This window comes from Thiofaba sp. EF100 (assembly GCF_039822285.1).
Taxonomy (GTDB): Bacteria; Pseudomonadota; Gammaproteobacteria; order Halothiobacillales; family Halothiobacillaceae; genus Thiofaba.
This window is the reverse complement of record NZ_JBAJEY010000002.1, coordinates 111,164-127,584: the sequence shown is the minus strand read 5'-3', so window position 1 is coordinate 127,584 and position 16,421 is coordinate 111,164. Positions and strand designations below refer to the sequence as shown.

The 16,421-nt window shown below is 67.7% G+C and carries 14 protein-coding genes; 9 read left to right on the top strand and 5 right to left on the bottom strand.

Annotated features, from left to right (window positions below; all coding sequences use genetic code 11):
- The first annotated feature begins 113 nt into the window (after positions 1-113).
- The 7 genes from V6D91_RS04950 to efp all read left to right on the top strand — a co-directional run bounded on the left by V6D91_RS04950 (position 114) and on the right by efp (position 7,117).
- Positions 114-2,072 (top strand): sensor histidine kinase, encoded by a 1,959-nt coding sequence (locus tag V6D91_RS04950; protein ID WP_347318304.1) that lies wholly within the window; start codon positions 114-116, stop codon positions 2,070-2,072.
- Complete coding sequence (locus V6D91_RS04945) at positions 2,069-3,499, top strand: sigma-54 dependent transcriptional regulator (protein ID WP_347318302.1); 1,431 nt, start codon at positions 2,069-2,071, stop codon at positions 3,497-3,499. Before V6D91_RS04950 ends, V6D91_RS04945 begins: the two co-directional genes overlap by 4 nt.
- Positions 3,500-3,766: 267 nt before the next feature.
- The gene (soxY, locus tag V6D91_RS04940) at positions 3,767-4,231 is read left to right on the top strand and encodes a thiosulfate oxidation carrier protein SoxY (protein ID WP_347318300.1); all 465 of its coding nucleotides are present in this window, start codon (positions 3,767-3,769) and stop codon (positions 4,229-4,231) included.
- 56 nt (positions 4,232-4,287) lie between these two features.
- The gene (gene soxZ / locus V6D91_RS04935; RefSeq protein WP_347318298.1) at positions 4,288-4,596 is read left to right on the top strand and encodes a thiosulfate oxidation carrier complex protein SoxZ; all 309 of its coding nucleotides are present in this window, start codon (positions 4,288-4,290) and stop codon (positions 4,594-4,596) included.
- Positions 4,597-4,715: 119 nt separating this feature from the next.
- Positions 4,716-5,363, top strand: a complete 648-nt coding sequence (locus V6D91_RS04930; protein WP_347318296.1) for an alpha/beta hydrolase-fold protein — start codon at positions 4,716-4,718, stop codon at positions 5,361-5,363.
- An 11-nt stretch (positions 5,364-5,374) separates the two neighbouring features.
- Positions 5,375-6,556, top strand: coding sequence for an elongation factor P maturation arginine rhamnosyltransferase EarP (earP, locus tag V6D91_RS04925; protein ID WP_347318294.1), 1,182 nt, complete (start codon positions 5,375-5,377; stop codon positions 6,554-6,556).
- Positions 6,557-7,117, top strand: coding sequence for an elongation factor P (gene efp, locus V6D91_RS04920; RefSeq protein ID WP_347318292.1), 561 nt, complete (start codon positions 6,557-6,559; stop codon positions 7,115-7,117).
- A 90-nt stretch (positions 7,118-7,207) separates the two neighbouring features.
- Here efp and V6D91_RS04915 read toward each other — a convergent pair whose 3' ends face one another.
- The 4 genes from V6D91_RS04915 to V6D91_RS04900 all read right to left on the bottom strand — a co-directional run bounded on the left by V6D91_RS04915 (position 7,208) and on the right by V6D91_RS04900 (position 10,410).
- A complete protein-coding gene (locus V6D91_RS04915) occupies positions 7,208-7,915 on the bottom strand; it encodes a hypothetical protein (RefSeq protein WP_347318290.1) in 708 nt (235 codons plus the stop codon).
- Positions 7,912-8,472 carry an RNA polymerase sigma factor gene (locus V6D91_RS04910; protein ID WP_347318288.1) on the bottom strand — a complete coding sequence of 187 codons (561 nt, stop codon included), beginning with the start codon at positions 8,470-8,472 and terminating at the stop codon, positions 7,912-7,914. Before V6D91_RS04910 ends, V6D91_RS04915 begins: the two co-directional genes overlap by 4 nt.
- Before the next feature lie 66 nt (positions 8,473-8,538).
- Entirely contained in the window at positions 8,539-9,852 is a 1,314-nt protein-coding gene (locus V6D91_RS04905; protein WP_347318286.1) for a hypothetical protein, read from the bottom strand.
- Positions 9,853-9,954: 102 nt separating this feature from the next.
- Positions 9,955-10,410, bottom strand: coding sequence for a DsrE family protein (locus tag V6D91_RS04900; RefSeq protein ID WP_347318285.1), 456 nt, complete (start codon positions 10,408-10,410; stop codon positions 9,955-9,957).
- A gap of 124 nt (positions 10,411-10,534) precedes the next feature.
- On the opposite strand from V6D91_RS04900, the gene V6D91_RS04895 reads away from it, so the two are divergent.
- Positions 10,535-11,167, top strand: a complete 633-nt coding sequence (locus V6D91_RS04895) for a pseudouridine synthase (protein WP_347318284.1) — start codon at positions 10,535-10,537, stop codon at positions 11,165-11,167.
- On the opposite strand, the gene V6D91_RS04890 is transcribed toward V6D91_RS04895, so the two are convergent.
- Complete coding sequence (locus V6D91_RS04890) at positions 11,106-11,801, bottom strand: hypothetical protein (protein WP_347318283.1); 696 nt, start codon at positions 11,799-11,801, stop codon at positions 11,106-11,108. The two genes, V6D91_RS04895 and V6D91_RS04890, sit on opposite strands and share 62 nt — an antisense overlap.
- 40 nt (positions 11,802-11,841) lie before the next feature.
- Here V6D91_RS04890 and hrpA point away from each other — a divergent pair, with 40 nt between their 5' ends.
- Positions 11,842-16,341 (top strand): ATP-dependent RNA helicase HrpA, encoded by a 4,500-nt coding sequence (gene hrpA, locus V6D91_RS04885; RefSeq protein WP_347318281.1) that lies wholly within the window; start codon positions 11,842-11,844, stop codon positions 16,339-16,341.
- Positions 16,342-16,421 lie beyond the last annotated feature (80 nt).

Here is a 16,421-nt window from a genome sequence, read left to right as displayed (position 1 = left end):
TACCGAAGACCCTTCCGGCATCCATGCCGGAAGCCCCGGCGGGATACGGCCCTCGGGAGCCTGACAAATCGGTCCGGCTTTGCGTGCGGCCCCGGTTGCGCTAGTGTCCGCCCATGCGTCTTCGCAGCACCATTTTCCTCTGGACCCTGTTCGCCACCGGCCTGCCGTTGCTGGGGCTGACGCTCGTCCTGCTGGCAGTGAGCGAGCAGCGCTACCTCGACGAGGTCGACCGCGATATCAACGCCCGCCTCAATGCGCTCGGCACCGAGATCGACAACCACCTCGCCTACGAGCGCGAGGTGATCCGCGGCATCGCCCAGTCGGCTGCGATGCAGGACTTCCTGCCCGTGGCGCGCGCCGCCAACGACGGGGCGCGCCACCCGGAGTTCCTGCCGCTGCGGAACCAGCTCACCCAGTTCCTGCTCACCCTGCAGCGCACGGTGCCGGGGCTGGGCAGCCTGCGGGTGCTGGACGGGCAGGGCAATACCCTGATCAAGGTGAGCGGCGGGCGCGCCTCCCCCGCCATCTATCCCAGTCTCGGCAGCGTGGAATATGCCGAGGAGGAGCTGATGGATAGCACCTTCACCCGCAGCCTGCGCCAGCTCCCCATGGGTGAGATCAGCTTCATGCAGCTGCCGCAGAGCCGCTGGGACCTGCTCACCGGCCAGACCCTGACCATGCTCACCGCCCTGGTGCCGCTCGGGGATGGGCCCCGGCCGGCGGCGGTGCTGGCGGTGAACACCTTCGGTGAGTACCTCGACCGCATCCTGCGCCTGGTGCCGCGCCCGCCGGGGGCTGAACTGCTGATCGTCGAGCGCAACATGGACAACGCCCGGCGCAACGGCCTTCTGCTCTACCACGACCGGCTGGAGACCCGCTTCAGCACGCCCAAACCGCACGAGGTGCGGCTGCAGAGCCTTGATCAGGCCGAGCTGTGGGAGCACATCCAGCAGCGCCCCTTTGGCGTGTTCACCACGCGCGACGGCAAGTGGCGCATCTATTATCAGGAGTACCACCCCTATCCCAACCAGCTGACCGGCTGGGTGCTGGCCTTCGCGGTCCCCGGGGACACCCTGCACGCCCCCTACGCCGGCCTGCGCCAGGCGCTGTGGCTGCTGGTCCTGCTCGCCTTTATCGCCTCGGCCCTGCTCGCGGTGCTGGGCGCCCGTCACATTGCCGGTCCCATCCTGCGCCTGCGCGAGGCGCTGCGCGACTTCGCCAGCAATCCTGCCCGGCGGGTCGCGGTGCAAAGCCAAACCCAGGAGATTCGTGAACTGGAGGCTGATTTCAATGCCATGGCGGACCGCCTGCGGGCCGCCGAGGATGAGCGCGGCCGGGCCGAACGGCGGGCGATGCAGCAGGCCAAGCTGGCCAGCATCGGCCAGATGGCGGCCGGCATCGGCCATGAGATCAACAATCCGCTCAACAACATCCTCTCGCTGGCCACCCTGATCGAGCGCGGTCTGCCGCGCGCGGCCCAGGACTTGCGCGAGGATGTGCATGACCTGCGCGAGGAGGCCCAGCGCGCCAGCCGCATCGTGCGCGGGGTGATGAACTTCGCCCGCCAGCTGCCGCCCGAGCACCGCGTGTTCCGCGTCTGCCCCTGGCTGCGCGAGACGGTGGAGCGTCTGGAGCCGGAGGCGATGGCGGCGGATGTGCATTTCGACCTCACCTCCTGCGACCCGGCCTGCACCGCCGAGGCCGACGCCGACCAGCTCCAGCAGGTGTTGCTCAACCTGCTGCAGAACGCCCTGCATGCCACACCCCCGGGGGGACGCATTCAGGTGAGCGGCGCCTGCGAGGGCGGAAGGTTGCGCGTCTGCGTCCGCGATGGCGGGCCAGGTATGCCGCCCGAGGTGCTGGCGCGCATCTTCGACCCGTTCTTTACCACCAAGGGGGTGGGCGAAGGCACCGGCCTCGGCCTGTCCATCAGCCTCGGCATCGTCCAGTACCATGGCGGCACGCTCTCCATCCGCAACCGCGAGGATGCCAGCGGCGTCGAGGCCTGCTTCGAGGTCCCGCTGACCCCCGCCTCGCCGCGTATCACCCCGCCCGAGGGCCCGACCCCATGACCTCATCCAAGCCCACTGTCCTGTTCGTCGACGACGACCCGCGCTCCGGCGAGCTGTTTGCCCGCTTCGCCCGGCGCGAACCCTTCGCCGTGGAGGTGTTCCGCGATCCGCGGCAGGCGCTGGCACGGCTCGGCCAGGGTCCCGCGCCATCGCTCGTCATCTCCGACCTGAAGATGCCGGGCATGAACGGCATCGAACTCTTGCAGGCGGTGCGCGCACGCCACCCACGCCTGCCATTCATCCTCATCACCGGCTACTCGACCATGGACGATGCGATCGAGGCCCTGCGCCTCGGCGCGACCGACTTCATCAAGAAGCCGTTCGAGATGGACGAGCTGCTCGAGTTGACGCGCGAGCAGCTCGAACGCAGCCCGCGCCAGGGCAGGCCGGCGCGGCGCTACGGCGGGATGCTGGGCGACTCGGCTGCCATCCAGGTGGTGTACAAGGTCATCGAGAAGATCCACGACGTGCGCGTGAACGTGATGATCGAGGGCGAGTCCGGCACCGGCAAGGAGCTGGCCGCGCGCGCGGTGCATGAGCTGTCCGACTTTGCCGACAAGCCGTACGTGGTGATCGACTGCGGCGCGATCACCGGCAGCCTGCTCGAGAGCGAGCTGTTCGGCCACGAGAAGGGGGCCTTCACCGGCGCGCACCAGACCAAGCGCGGCCTGCTGGAGATGGCCTCCGGCGGCACCCTGTTCCTCGACGAGATCGGCAACATCTCGGATGCCATGCAGACCAAGCTCCTGCGTGTGGTGCAGGAACAGCAGGTCACCCGCGTGGGCGGCGTGCAGCCGATCGACATCGATGTGCGCTTCGTCGTCGCCAGCAACCGCGACCTGGCGCAGATGGTGGAGGAGGGGCAGTTTCGCCATGACCTCTACCACCGCCTGAACGTGGTCAAACTGCGCATGCCGCCGCTGCGGGAGCGGCGCGAGGACATCCCCGACCTCGTCCGTCATTTCGTGCGCGAGTTCGCCGAGCGCTACCACCGCGACGTGGAGGGCTTCGACGAGGCCAGCATGGCCCTGCTCATGGCCTACGACTGGCCCGGCAACGTGCGCGAGCTGAAAAACCTGATCGAGCGGCATGTCGCGCTGGCCGAGCAACCCGTGCTGCACATCGACAGGATGCCGGGGGGCTCGCCCCTGCGTCCGCTGGCGGAATCCACCCCAAGGCCGGCCGCGGCAAGCCTTGCCACGCAGCGCGTCCACGCCACTCCCGACGCCCTGGCCGGGGCCAGGGGCGCAGAGGCCCTTGACGAGGCACCCATCGATGCCGACCACCCCACGCTGGAGGAGTTGGAGCGGCGTTACATCCTCAAGACCCTGCGCCGCCTGGACGGTAACCGCGAGCAGACGGCGCGCGCCTTGGGCATCAATAAGTCCACTCTATGGCGCAAATTGCAAACCTTCGGCGAGGAATGATTGCAATGTGCAACGTTTGGGCGTTGCCTTATGCAATGTCAGGAGGGCGCCTGGCGTCGAGGCTCTGCCGGCTTCAGCGAGGCTGACTACCGCGCCGTGTCGGCCCGGTGGTCGCGATTGCGGCGCCAAGGCTCTGTTTTTACGTGACTTCCTTGTCCTGCGGAGGGCGGCATGGAGGCGGCGACTCCCGCCTGAGGCAAAGTTGGCACACCCCATGCATTGATACTTGGCGTGTTAGACACACAACTCAAACATGAGGAGAACACCATGCAGAGCAACCGTCGTGTATTCCTGAAGGGCAGCCTGGCTGCCAGTGCCGTGGGCGTTGCTGTAGGCGCAGGCCTGCTGACCCCGCGTGCCGTCTTCGCTGCCTGGCCGGAAGCGGCCTACAAGGCCAAGAGCGTAGGTGACGCCCTCCAAGGCGCCATGGGCGTGGGTTCCGCTGCTGACAGCGCTGACGTTACCGTCAAGGCCCCGGACATCGCCGAGAACGGCGCTGTCGTACCGGTCACCGTTGAAGGCAAGGGCGCTGCCGAAGCCATCGCCATCCTGGTAGAAGGCAACGAAATGCCGCTGGTCTGCAACTACGACCTGACCGGCGCTGCGGCCTACCTGTCCACCCGCATCAAGATGGGCAAGACCTCCAACGTCATCGGCGTGGTCAAGGCCGGCGGCAAGCTGATGCAGGCCAAGAAAGAGGTCAAGGTCACCATCGGTGGTTGCGGCGGCTAATCGCCCCCTCCCCTGACCTTCACACCCTTTGAACTGATTCACCAGGAGATATTTCAATGGCTGGTAGCATCAAAATCCGTGCCTCTGTCGCTGGCGACATGGCTGAAGTCAAGTGCCTGATCACCCACCCGATGGAGCCGGGCAACCGCAAGGACAAGACCACCGGTGCAGACATCACCCCGAAGTTCATCACCGAAGTGACCGCTGAGGTGAATGGCAAGGTGGTTCTGGCTGGCAACATGTCCGCCGCCGTGTCCAAGAACCCGTTCCTGTCCTTCAAGGCCCCGGCCAAGGCTGGCGACAAGATCAAGGTGTCCTGGAAGGACAACACCGGCGAGTCTGACTCCGAAGAAGCTGCCGTTTAATCCGCGGCAAGCCGCCGGATCGCAAGCGTCCGGCTCTTCGACACGAGCGGCCCCATGGGGCCGCTTTTTTTGTGCTCGCGTTATTCTAGGCATCCTCATCCGTATCCAAGCCCCGCCCCATGCCCGAAACCCCGATCGTCGAACGCGCCCTGCCGCCCCAAAGCCTGATCCTCTTCCACGGGCTCGGTTCCGATGGGGACGACATGCGGGGGCTGGCCCAGTCCTTGTCGTGGTCCGGGCGGCTGCTCTGCCCGGACGCTGCGCCGCGCCCGGTGACGCTGAACGCAGGCTTCGTCATGCGCGCCTGGTTCGACATTCTGGGCCTCACCCCGGACGCCCCTGTCGATGAGGCGGGCATCCGCCAAGCCGTAGCGCAGGCCCGGCAACTGATCGAGGCCGAGCGCGCGGCAGGCGTGCCGGCTGAGCGCATCTTCATCGGCGGCTTCTCGCAGGGCGGGGTGGTGGCACTGCACGCGGCGCTGCGTCATCCCGAGCGCCTGGGCGGGGTGCTGGCCCTTTCCACCTGGCTGCCCCTGCGCCATGTCCTGGCAGCAGAGCACCAGCCGGCGGCACTCGCCACCCCCATCTTTATGGGCCACGGCACGCGAGACGACATGGTGCCGCTCGCCTCGGCCGAGCGGGCACGCGACGCCCTGCGGGAGCTCGGCTGCCGCGATCTCGTTTTCAGAACCTACCCCATGGCCCACAGCGTCGGTGGCGAGGAACTGGCCGACCTGCGTGCCTGGCTTGCTCACCATCTGGGCTGAGCGGGCTTCATATGCGCGCAAACTGGGACATCTTCTGCACGGTCATCGACAATTTCGGCGATATCGCCACCTGCTGGCGCCTCGCCCGCCTGCTGACGCACGAGCATGGCCAGTCCGTGCGCCTGTGGGTCGATGACCTCGCCACCATGCAGCGGCTGGTGCCCGCGACGCGCCTTGAGCTTGCCCGGCAGCCGATCGATGGCATCGAGGTCTGCCACTGGAGCCGCGATTTTCCGTCCGTCCAGCCCGCCGCCGTGGTCATCGAGGCCTTCGGCTGTACCCTGCCGGAAGGCTATGTCGCTGCCATGCGGGAGCTGCGACCGCTGTGGATCAATCTCGAATACTTCAGCGCCGAGGACTGGGTCGTGGGCTGTCACGGCCTGCCCTCTACCCAGCGCGACGGGCAGGTGAAGTACTTCTTTTTCCCCGGCATCCAGCCCGGCACCGGCGGCCTGTTGCGCGAGCGTGGTTTGCTGGCCGCGCGTGATGCCTTCCTGGTCGACCCTACGCTGCGCGCGCGCTGGTGCGAGTCCTGGGGCATGCCCGCCCCCGTGGAGGGCGGCCTCGTCCTCTCGTTGTTCACCTACGAGCATCCCGCCCTGCCCGTCATGCTGCGCGAGCTGGCGGAAGCCCCGTGCCCGGTGACGGTCTATGTCCCCCAGGGGCGCACGCTGAACAGCGTGCGCGAGGCCTTCCCGGAGCGCACGTTGGCACCCGGCACATCAATGATCGAAGGCAGCCTGCACCTGCACGTCATCCCCTTCCTGCCGCAGGCGGAGTACGACCGCCTGTTGTGGCTGTGCGACCTCAACTTCGTGCGCGGAGAAGAGTCGCTCACCCGGGCGATCTGGTCGGGCAGGCCCTTCATTTGGCACGTCTACCCGACCGAGGACATGGCCCACCTGGACAAGCTCGATGCCTTCGTCGGGGTCTACGCCGGCCATGCGCAGTCGGGCCGCGAGCCCTTCGCAGCCATGATGCGTGCCTGGAATGAGGAGGCCTTGAATCCGGGCGAGGCGGCCCCATCCTGGTGGTCAAGTCTGGAACAGTTGCGCGAACGGGCACCCTGGTTCGGGGCGCGCTCAAGGCAGCTTGCGCAGACCGATGATCTGGCCACGCAACTGGTCAAGTTTGCCGCGGCCCACTACAATGCCAAGGTTTTACAACCGCTTAGCCCTTCTGGTACCGACTGAATGAAAACCGCACAAGAATTCCGCGCCGGCAACGTGATGATGGCCGACGGCCAGCCTTGGGTCGTGCTCAAGGCCGAATACAACAAGTCCGGCCGCAACGCCGCCGTGGTCAAGATGAAGCTCAAGAACCTGCTCAATGGTATGAACACCGAGCAGGTCTACAAGGCCGACGACAAGTTCGACCAGGTCATCCTGGACAAGAAGGAGTGCACCTACAGCTACTTCGCCGATCCGCTGTATGTGTTCATGGACAGCGAGTACAACCCGGTCGAGGTCGAGGCCGAGTATCTGGGCGATGGCGTCGGCTACATCGTTGACGGCATGGAAGAGGTGGTCGAGATCACCTTCTACGAGGACCGCCCGATCGGCGTCGAATTCCCGACCACCATCGCCCGCGAGATCGCCTACACCGAGCCGGCCGCCAAGGGCGACACCTCCGGCAAGGTCACCAAGCCGGCCAAGCTGAACACGGGCCTTGAGATCACCGTGCCGGCCTTCATCGAGATCGGCGAGAAGGTCCTGATCGACACCCGCACCGGCGAGTTCAAGAGCCGCGCCTGATCGCCCGGCCATCCTCGCGGATGAGAAAAGGCAACCTCCGGGTTGCCTTTTCCTTTTGGGCGGCCAGCCGCTGGGGGTGTAGCCGCCTGCTCAAGCCTTGATGTAGGTCCAGCCGTTTTGCAGCCGCTCGACGATTGCATCGACTGCGGCTGGCGCGAGTTGCACCCCCGGCAGCAGGCGGGTGTCCTGTCCGTTGTCCTTGAGGCGGCCCAGCGTTTGCCGGCAGCCGATGAAGCTGAGGTTGGGGTAGGCGGCCTGCAGGGCGCGGATGCGCTCGGCCTGGGGCGTGGTCGAGGCGCGCAGGAGGTCGATCCCACCGCTGTTGGCAATGACCGCGACCTGCAGCGGCCTGCCATGCCGACGGGCCTCCTCCAGCCATGCCTGGGTCTGATCGAGCAGGCTGGCGAAGCGCTCAGGCGTGCCGGTGTCGACATGCAGCACCAGGCGCGCAGGGTCGGCGGCCACGCGCTGCAAGGTGGCGAACTGCAGTGCGCCTGGCGTATCGAGCGCACCGCGCGTCACCCAGCCAAGGCCGAGTCCCAGCGCCAGCAGGAGGCTGGCGGCCACGGCCCGTTGCCCCCAGCGACCTTGGCGGAGCGGATGGGACGGTCTGCGGCCCGGCGGTTCCCGGTAGCCGGCCCGCACCATGTCCTTGAGCATGCGCAGCTCGCAGGCCTGCTGGCGCAGTTCGACCTCGTCGCTGATCCGCTCAAGCCAGTGGGCGCGCTCGAGTGGGGCCAGTTCGTCGTCGACAAAGGCATTGATCTGTTCGTCCGAGGGGGTGTGCTTGCCCATCATTTGACCCTCCGCAGGGTTTCGCGCCCCATCGCGCGCGGTTCATGCAGGCTGATGAGTTCGGTGCGCAGCTGTCGGCGTGCTCGGCAGAGGCGGCTCATCACCGTGCCGATCGGGATCTCGAGGATATGGCTGACCTCGGCGTAGGAAAACTCCTCCAGGTCGACCAGGGTCAGGACTTGGCGCTGCCCGATGGACAGGCGGGCGAAGGCCGCGCGTACCTGGTCGACGATCTCCCCGCGCTCATCGGCGCGCTCGGGGGAGTCGCCGCCATCCGGCAGCAGCTCTTCCAGCGTGTCGATGTCCTCGTGTGGGCGCAGGCTGCGCAAATGGTCGCGCCAGCGGTTGGCCAGGATGGCGAACAGCCAAGGGTCGAAGCGCTCGATATCACGCAGCTGTCCGGCCCGTTCCAGTGCGCGGGTCAGGGTGTCCTGCACCAGGTCCTCGGCCAGGGCCTCGTCATGGCACCAGGAGTAGGCGATGCGGTAGAGCCGCGTCCGCTGCTGGCGCAGGCGTTCCCGCAGCTCGCGCGGGGTGGTGAAAAGGGCGAGGAAACTCAATCGTCGGTCCTCGTGGAAAAAGGGGCCGGGGCCGGTCGCCGGGGACCGGTCCACGGCCTGTTCGTGTCAGAACTTCCAGGTCAGCTGGACGCTCAGGCGGTTGCCGAGATTGTCGGCAATCTTGAGCGCATTGTCGCGGTTGGGTCCGGCCGGGATGGCCTGGGGGTTGCTCACCGTGGCGTCGCGCAGCTCGTAGTTCACCGTCATCCGGGTGTCCGGGTTGATGAAGTATTGCAGGCCGAGGGTCGTCGTCGTGAATTGCCGCTCATTGGCCGCGGTTTCGGTCATCCGGTCGAAGCGCTCGTGGCGCAGGTCCACCTCCCACTTGGGATGGAAGCGCCAGCCGCCCTCCAGGTACCAGCCGCGGGCCTCGTCCGTCAGGCCAACCGTATAAAAGGGCGCGCCGACGAACGGCGGGTTGGGGCCGTTGAGGATCATGCCCTCGCCGTGCATGTACTCGCCGGAGACGCGGTAGGCGCCCTTGCGGAACATGAAGCCCGCGCCCTCGCGCAACCGGTCGTAGTCCGTGGTGCCGAAGCGGCGCTCACCGTCCTGGCGCCAGATGTAGAGGCTCAGGTCGTCGCGGTTGGGGCCCTTGCCGCCGAAGATGTACGAGGCCTGCAGGCGCAGGGTCAGGTCCTTGTTGCCGTCGCGATCGCCCAGCCGATCGATGCTCTCGCCGTTGGAGAGCATGGCGGCATAGGACAGCTCCCATGGCCCGGTGTTGAACCAGTCGTAGAGCTGGATGCCGACATCACGGAAGCCGGAACCGCCGCTGGTGACGTCCGCCTTGGCCAGGCCGGCGGGGACGGCGCCGTTCGCCGTACTTGGGGCGAGCTGGCGCTCCACCAGCAGGTTCTCGCTCATGCCGGTGAAATAGATGTAGGGATAGCTGGTGTGCACGGCGACCAGGGCTTCCTCGCCGGTGGGCACCTTGAACAGGCCGGCGCGCAGGCGCGCCCCAGGGATGAAGTTGAAGGTCAGCGAGGCGTCCGTGACCATCAGATCATGCTCGGCGGTGATGGCGTTGCGCCCGCCCTCGACCAGGAAGAAGTAGTTGATCTTGTCGGAGAGGGGCGAGAGCACGCCGCGCGCGCCGAGGCGGGCGCGGAAGAACTGGAACTTGGCGTCGGCGTCCAGGTCGGGGCCGACCAGGTTGGCGACCTGGTCCTGGCCGTTGTAGGCGGCGGCCGCGCCGGCCAGGCCGGTGACCGGTTCGGCGTCGATCCGGGTGTAGGTGGGTTGGAGGAAGCCGAACGGCTTGAACAGCGGTGCGTCGGCGGGTTCATTGCCCTGCACCTGGAGCCAGTTGGTGGCGAAGGTGGGGTTCGAGCAGGCGAGCGTAACCGCCGCCCCCGTGATCATCAGGGTGCGTTTCATGTCGAAAAATCGTCCTTTTCAGGGCCGCGCGGGCGGACCGGGGTCAGAGGGAAGCGCTGAAAAATTCAGTTGCTTCCTGTCCGGGGCGTTTCCAGAAGCCGGTCAGGGCTTGAGATAGACGAAGCCTTCGCGGGCCTGGAGCTTGCCGATCTCGGCGACCCCGGACGGGACGATGGATGCCTCGGCGATGACGCGTTCCGGATCGATCTTGCGCGCCGTGAGCGTGTTGTTGCAGACCCGGAAATCTACGCCGCGGGCCTTCAGTCCCTCGACCATCGGCTGGTAGGGGTTGCCCTTGTCGTCCTGGGCGTCCTTGAGCAGGAAGTCGATGCCCAGGCCGTGGGTGACGACCACGATGCGGGCCGCCTGGCTGGCATCGAGGTGGTTCTTGATGTTGCGCAGGGCGGCGCTGGCGTTGGCGCTGTCATTGACGTGATAGACGACCTTCTCCTGCACCACGGCGGCCTCGGCGGCTAGGATGGCCGGGGCGGACAGGACGGTCAGCGGGGCAGCCAGACCCAGGGCAAGGGTGGCGGCCATCAGTGGGCGTGCGAACATGGGATCCTCCTTCTTGGGTGCGGCATGGCTTGTGTCCGCCATGTCCGTACCGCTAAAGACGAGGGGGCGCCGGATTGCTTCCATTGTTTGTTCAAATGCCCGCATCACATCCACAATGGTGACCATGTCATCCGTCATCCTGCTCAACAAGCCCTTCGACGTCCTCTGCCAGTTCACCGATGATGCGGGGCGGGCGACCCTGGCCGACTTCATCGACCGCAAGGGCTACTATCCGGCCGGCCGACTGGACCGCGACAGCGAGGGATTGGTGGTGTTGACCGATGACGGACGCCTGCAGGCGGTCATCGCCGACCCGCGGCACAAGCTGGCGAAGACCTATCTTGTGCAGGTGGAGGGCGAGGTCACGGATGAGGCCCTGGAGCAGCTGTGTCGCGGGGTGATCCTCAACGACGGCCCGACCCTGCCCTGTGAGGCGCGCCGCATCGCCGAGCCGGCCTGGCTGTGGGAGCGCGTCCCGCCGGTGCGCTTTCGCAAGAGCGTTCCCACCTCGTGGATCGAACTCACCCTCCGCGAGGGGCGCAACCGCCAGGTGCGGCGCATGACCGCCGCGGTCGGTTTTCCCACCCTGCGCCTGATCCGCTGGGCCGTGGGCCCGTGGACGCTGGAGGGGCTGGCCCCCGGGCAGTGGCGGGAGGCTGGGATCGAGGGCTTGCCGATGCCTTCCCGGCAGCCGGTCAGAACAGGCGTCCGGAAATCAGGCGCAACCCCACGGTCCACCAGCCCTCGCCGCCGCTAAAGCGGTTGCCGTAAGTGGTGTCGAGCTGGACGTGATCGGGCACGATCCAGAGGCGCAAGCCACCCTGGTAATAGCCGCCCAATCCTTCCTCGCCGAAGGTCTCGGCGATGACCTGAAGGCGCGGGATGAGATCGATCTCAGTACCCACGCCCCAGGTGAGGGCCGAGCGTCCGGTGTCGCGCTCATGCAGCCAACCGGGATTGAGGTGCAGAAAGGCCCCCTCGCCGAGGGTCAGGCTGATCGGGGCATAGGTGTAGTAGGAGCCCAACAGGTCGCTCGGCTCATGCTCCCGGCTCAGGCTGCCCACCACCCAACCGACGCCCCAGCCCGGCCCGGAGTCGGGCAGGCGTTTGAGCAGGGTTTTCAGTTGCAGCAAGGCACTATCGCCGCTCGAGCGCCTCACGCCCTCCTCAAGCAAGAGACTCGCCCCGGCGGTGATCTCCAGCCAATCGGTCGGCGAGCAGGCGGGCACGGCCCAATATTCATCACCGCCCCGCTGCCCCTTGAACCAGGTCTCGAGCTGGCAGGCCCCGGTGTCCACCACCCGGGCATCGTCCGTGATCATGGGGCGGGCAGCGAGCGCGGCGTCGGCGAGCAGGAAAAACACGCCGGCAAGGGTAAGGGTCCAACGCACGTTCCATCCTCTTCAAACGAATTCACGCATACTATGCCGCATGAAGATGAATATTCATGACGAAGCCGCCTTAAGCTCTCTGGCGGATGCCCTCGAGCACTGTTTGAGTCGCGACCGCCCCAGCCTCGCCAAACGGCTGGCGAGCCTGATGCGCCGCGCGCGCGAGGGCAAGCCTTACGATCGGGGGCTCGCCGAGTTGAGCGCAGCCCTGGAGGCTTCGCGTCAGGCGGTCGAGGCCCGGCGCGCCGCTTTCCCAAGCCTGCGTTACCCCGAGGAGCTGCCGGTGGTGGCCCGCCGCGCCGAGATCCTCGCCGCGCTGGAAAAACACCAGGTGCTGATCCTCTGTGGCGAGACCGGCTCCGGCAAAACCACCCAGCTGCCCAAGATCGCGCTCGAGGCCGGGCGCGGGGCGCGCGGGCTGATCGGTCACACCCAGCCGCGCCGCATCGCCGCACGCGCGGTGGCCAGTCGCATCGCGGAGGAGCTGGGCACCCCCTTGGGCGAGGCGGTGGGCTACCAGGTGCGCTTTTCCGGCAAGGTCGGGGAACAGACGCTGATCAAGGTGATGACCGACGGTATCCTGCTCGCCGAGATCCACGCCGATCCATTGCTTGCGCGCTATGACACCCTGATCATCGACGAGGCGCACGAGCGCAGTCTCAACATCGACTTCCTGCTCGGCTACCTCAAGCGCCTGCTGCCACGCCGCCCGGACCTCAAGCTCATCGTCACCTCCGCCACCTTGGACGTGGAGCGCTTTGCCGCCCACTTCCCCGGCGCGGCCCTGCTCTCGGTTGAGGGGCGCACCTACCCGGTAGAGACCCGTTACCGGCCGGTGGTGGGCGATGAGGACGACCGTGACCGCGACCTGCCGCGCGCCCTGCTCGATGCAGTGGACGAACTGGCCGCCGAGGGGCCGGGCGACATCCTGGTGTTCCTGGATGGCGAGCGCGCCATCCGCGAGGCGGCCGAGGCCTTAAGAAAGCACCATCCCAAGCACACCGAGATCCTGCCGCTCTACGCCCGCCTCTCGAGCGCCGAGCAGGCGCGGGTGTTCCAGCCGCATACGGGTAGGCGCATCGTGCTTGCCACCAACGTCGCCGAGACCTCGCTCACCGTGCCGGGCATCCGCTACGTGATCGACACGGGCCTGGCGCGCATCTCGCGCTACTCGCCGCGCGCCGGGGTGCAGCGCCTGCAGGTCGAGCCGATCAGCCAGGCCGCCGCGCGCCAGCGTGCCGGGCGCTGCGGCCGTCTGGGGCCCGGCATCTGCATCCGCCTCTACAGCGAGGAGGACTTCGCCCGCCGCCCACCGCAGACCGACCCCGAGATCCTGCGCACCAACTTAGCAAGCGTCATCCTGCGCATGGAGAGCCTCAAACTCGGCCATGTGGAGGACTTTCCCTTCCTCGACCTGCCGGAGGGCCGCCAGGTCAAGGCCGCCTACGACCTGTTGTTCGAGCTCGGCGCGGTGGACGATGAGCGCCGGCTCACCGCCCTGGGCGAGCGGCTCGCCCGCCTGCCGGTCGATCCGCGCCTGGGCCGCATGCTCCTCGCCGGCCAGCACGACGGCTGCCTGGCGGAAATGCTCGTCATCGTCAGTGCCCTGTCCATCCAGGACCCGCGCGAACGGCCCGCCGACAAGGCCCAGGCCGCCGACCAGGCGCATGCGGCGTGGCGGCATGCGCAGTCGGACTTCCTCACCCTGCTCAACCTCTGGCGCTGGTACGAGGAACAGGCCCGCCACCTCTCGCAGGCCAAGCTGCGCGGGCTATGCGAGCAGCACTTCCTCTCCTATGTGCGCATGCGCGAGTGGCGCGCGTTGCACCAGGAGCTGCGCGGCCTGTTCCATGAGGAGGGGGTGAGGGAGAACGAGAAAGAGGCGCCGGAGGATGCCATTCACCGCGCCCTGCTGACCGGACTGTTGGGCCACCTCGCCCTGCGCGAGGAGGATGAGCGCAAAACCACCCCCGCCAAGGGCAAGCGCCCCGAGCCTGTAAGCTTTCGGGGGGTGAAGGGGCGCAGGCTTGCCATCCATCCATCCTCAGCACTCGCCAAGCAGCCGCCGAGGTGGCTGATGTCTGCCCAGTGGCTGGAAACCACCCGTCTGTGGGCAGCGATGAACGCGGCGATCAACCCGCGCTGGATCGAGCCCCTGGCCCGCCACCTGCTCACCCGTGAGGTGAGCGAGCCGCACTACCAGCCGGAGTCCGGGCGCGTGGCGGCCTTTGAGACCTTGAGCCTGTACGGCCTGCCGGTGGTCGTGCGTCGTTCGGTGAACTACGCAGCCATCGACCCTGCGGAGGCGCGGAGGATCTTTATTCGGGAGGGGGTGGTGCAGGCGTTGGAGTCTTGCTCGGCGTGGGATACCCCCTCTCCCCTAGCCCCTCCCCCCCAAGGGGGGAGGGGAACGCGCCCCTCCCCCCTTGGGGGGGAGGGGCCGGGGGAGAGGGGGCGGCTTTCTCCGCGCGACTTCGCCCGCAGCTTGCGCAAGAACTCGACGGACGCCGAACAAAAGCTCTGGCAACAACTCCGCGCCCACCGCTTCGAAGGGACCAAATTCCGCCGCCAGCATCCCCTCGGCCCCTACGTGGTGGACTTCGTCTGTCTGGAAAAGCGGCTGGTCATCGAGTTGGACGGCGGCCAGCACACCGAGGCCGAAGCCTATGACCAGCAGCGCAATGCCTGGTTGGAGGCCCAGGGCTTCCGCGTGCTGCGGTTCTGGAACAACGAGGTGATGCAGAACCCCGAGGGGGTGCTGGAGACCATCCATCAGGCGCTGCAGTCACCCTCTCCCCCCCGCCCTCCACGCGGCCATCTCCCCTCCCCCCCGCGGGGGGAGGGGTGGGGGGAGAGGGGGCAACCCACGCCCGAAGCACGCCAACACCCCTGGCAACGCGCCCCCTTCGTCCACCACAACGCCGCCCTGATCGCCGAGATCCGCGCCCTCGAAGCCAAGGCCCGGCGGCCGGACATCCTGGTGGACGAGGAGACCCTGTGTGCCTTCTTCGAGCGCGCACTGCCGCCCGAGGTGGTGGACGGCCCCACCCTGGCCGCCGCGCTGCGCAGGGACAAGACCCTGGATGCCCGCCTGCGCCTCACCCGCGAGGCGCTGATGCGCCATGAGGCGGAGGCGGCGCAGGGCGGCCGCCTGCCGGACCATCTGCGCCTGGGCGAGATCGAGGTGCCGCTTAGGTACCACTTCGAGCCGGGGGCCGAGGACGACGGCGTGACCGCGACCGTACCGCTGGCCGAGCTCAACCGGCTGGATGCGCGGGCCGCGGAATGGCTGGTGCCGGGGCTTTTGCCGGAGAAGGTCGAGGCCCTCATCCGCGCCTTGCCCAAGCACCTGCGGCGCCAGCTGGTGCCGGCCCCGGATGTGGCGCGCGCCCTGGTCGAGCGGCTTACCGGCGGCCTCGACCGCTGGCCGCCGCCCGGCCGCCTGCCCGAGCGCCTGTCGGACGAGGCGCGGCGCATGCTGGGCGCGCAGGTCGAGCCCAACGACTGGCCGCTGGCCGAGATCGAGCCGCACCTGCGTCTGCGGGTGGAGCTGGTCGATGATGCGGGCGAGGTGCGCGGCAGCGGACGTGACCTTGCCACGATGCAGCAAGACCTTGGGCAGGCGGCCAAGCGGGCCTTCGTCAAGCGCTTCGAGGCTCGATCGGGGCTGACGACCTGGGATTTTGGCGAACTGCCCGAGGTCACGGTCATCGACACCAAGGGCGGCTCGACCACGGTCTACCCCGCGCTGATCGATGCCGGCGAGAGCGTGACGCTCGCGCCCTTGGATACCCCGGAGGCTGCGCGCGAGGCCACCGCCCGCGGCCTCACCCGGCTGTTCCTGCTCGCCGCGCGCGAGGAGGTGAAGGCGCTCCGGCGCGAGGTGGCGCGCGACAACGCCCTCTGTCTCCTGTACTCCGCCCTGCCGGGGGTGAAGGGCAGCGAGGCCCCCTGTCTTGAGCTGCAGGACGAGGTGGTCTGGCGTGTGGCTCGCACCGTGTTCCTGGAGGGCGGATGGCCGTCCGACCCGGCGGGCTTCGAGGCCAAGGTGTCCGCCTGCCGCCCGCGCCTGTATGCCGAGGGGCTCAAGCTGCTCGAGGCCCTGCGCGGCCTTTTGCGCGAGCAGCAGACCCTGCGCCAGAGGCTCACCGGCAGGATCCCCCTGTCCTGGGTCGAGCCTGCGCGCGACATCCAGGCCCAGCTCGACCACCTGTTCGCCCGTCACTTCATCCTCGACACGCCGGATGTGATCTGGCGACGCCTGCCCGCCTACCTCAAGGCCATGACCCGCCGGCTGGAGCGGCTGGACCAGAACCCGGAGCGCGACCGCCAGGGCCGCGCCCAGCTCGAGCCGCTGCTTGCCCGCGCCGCGCGCCTTGTGGGGCGCGGGACGCTCCCTGCCGAGGCGCGTGCTAACCTCGATTTCATGCTTGAGGAGCTGCGCCTGCAGCTCTTCGCCCAGGAGATCAAGACTGCCGCCCCGGTGTCGCCGGGGAGGGTGGACAAGATGCTGGATGCCCTCGAGAAAACAGGCTGTTAAAAACTCTTTGAAACAGCCTGGACGTGCGAGGCGAGTTTCAGAAGGGCAGGACAGCCCTCTTGAAACCCTCTGAAAAGGGA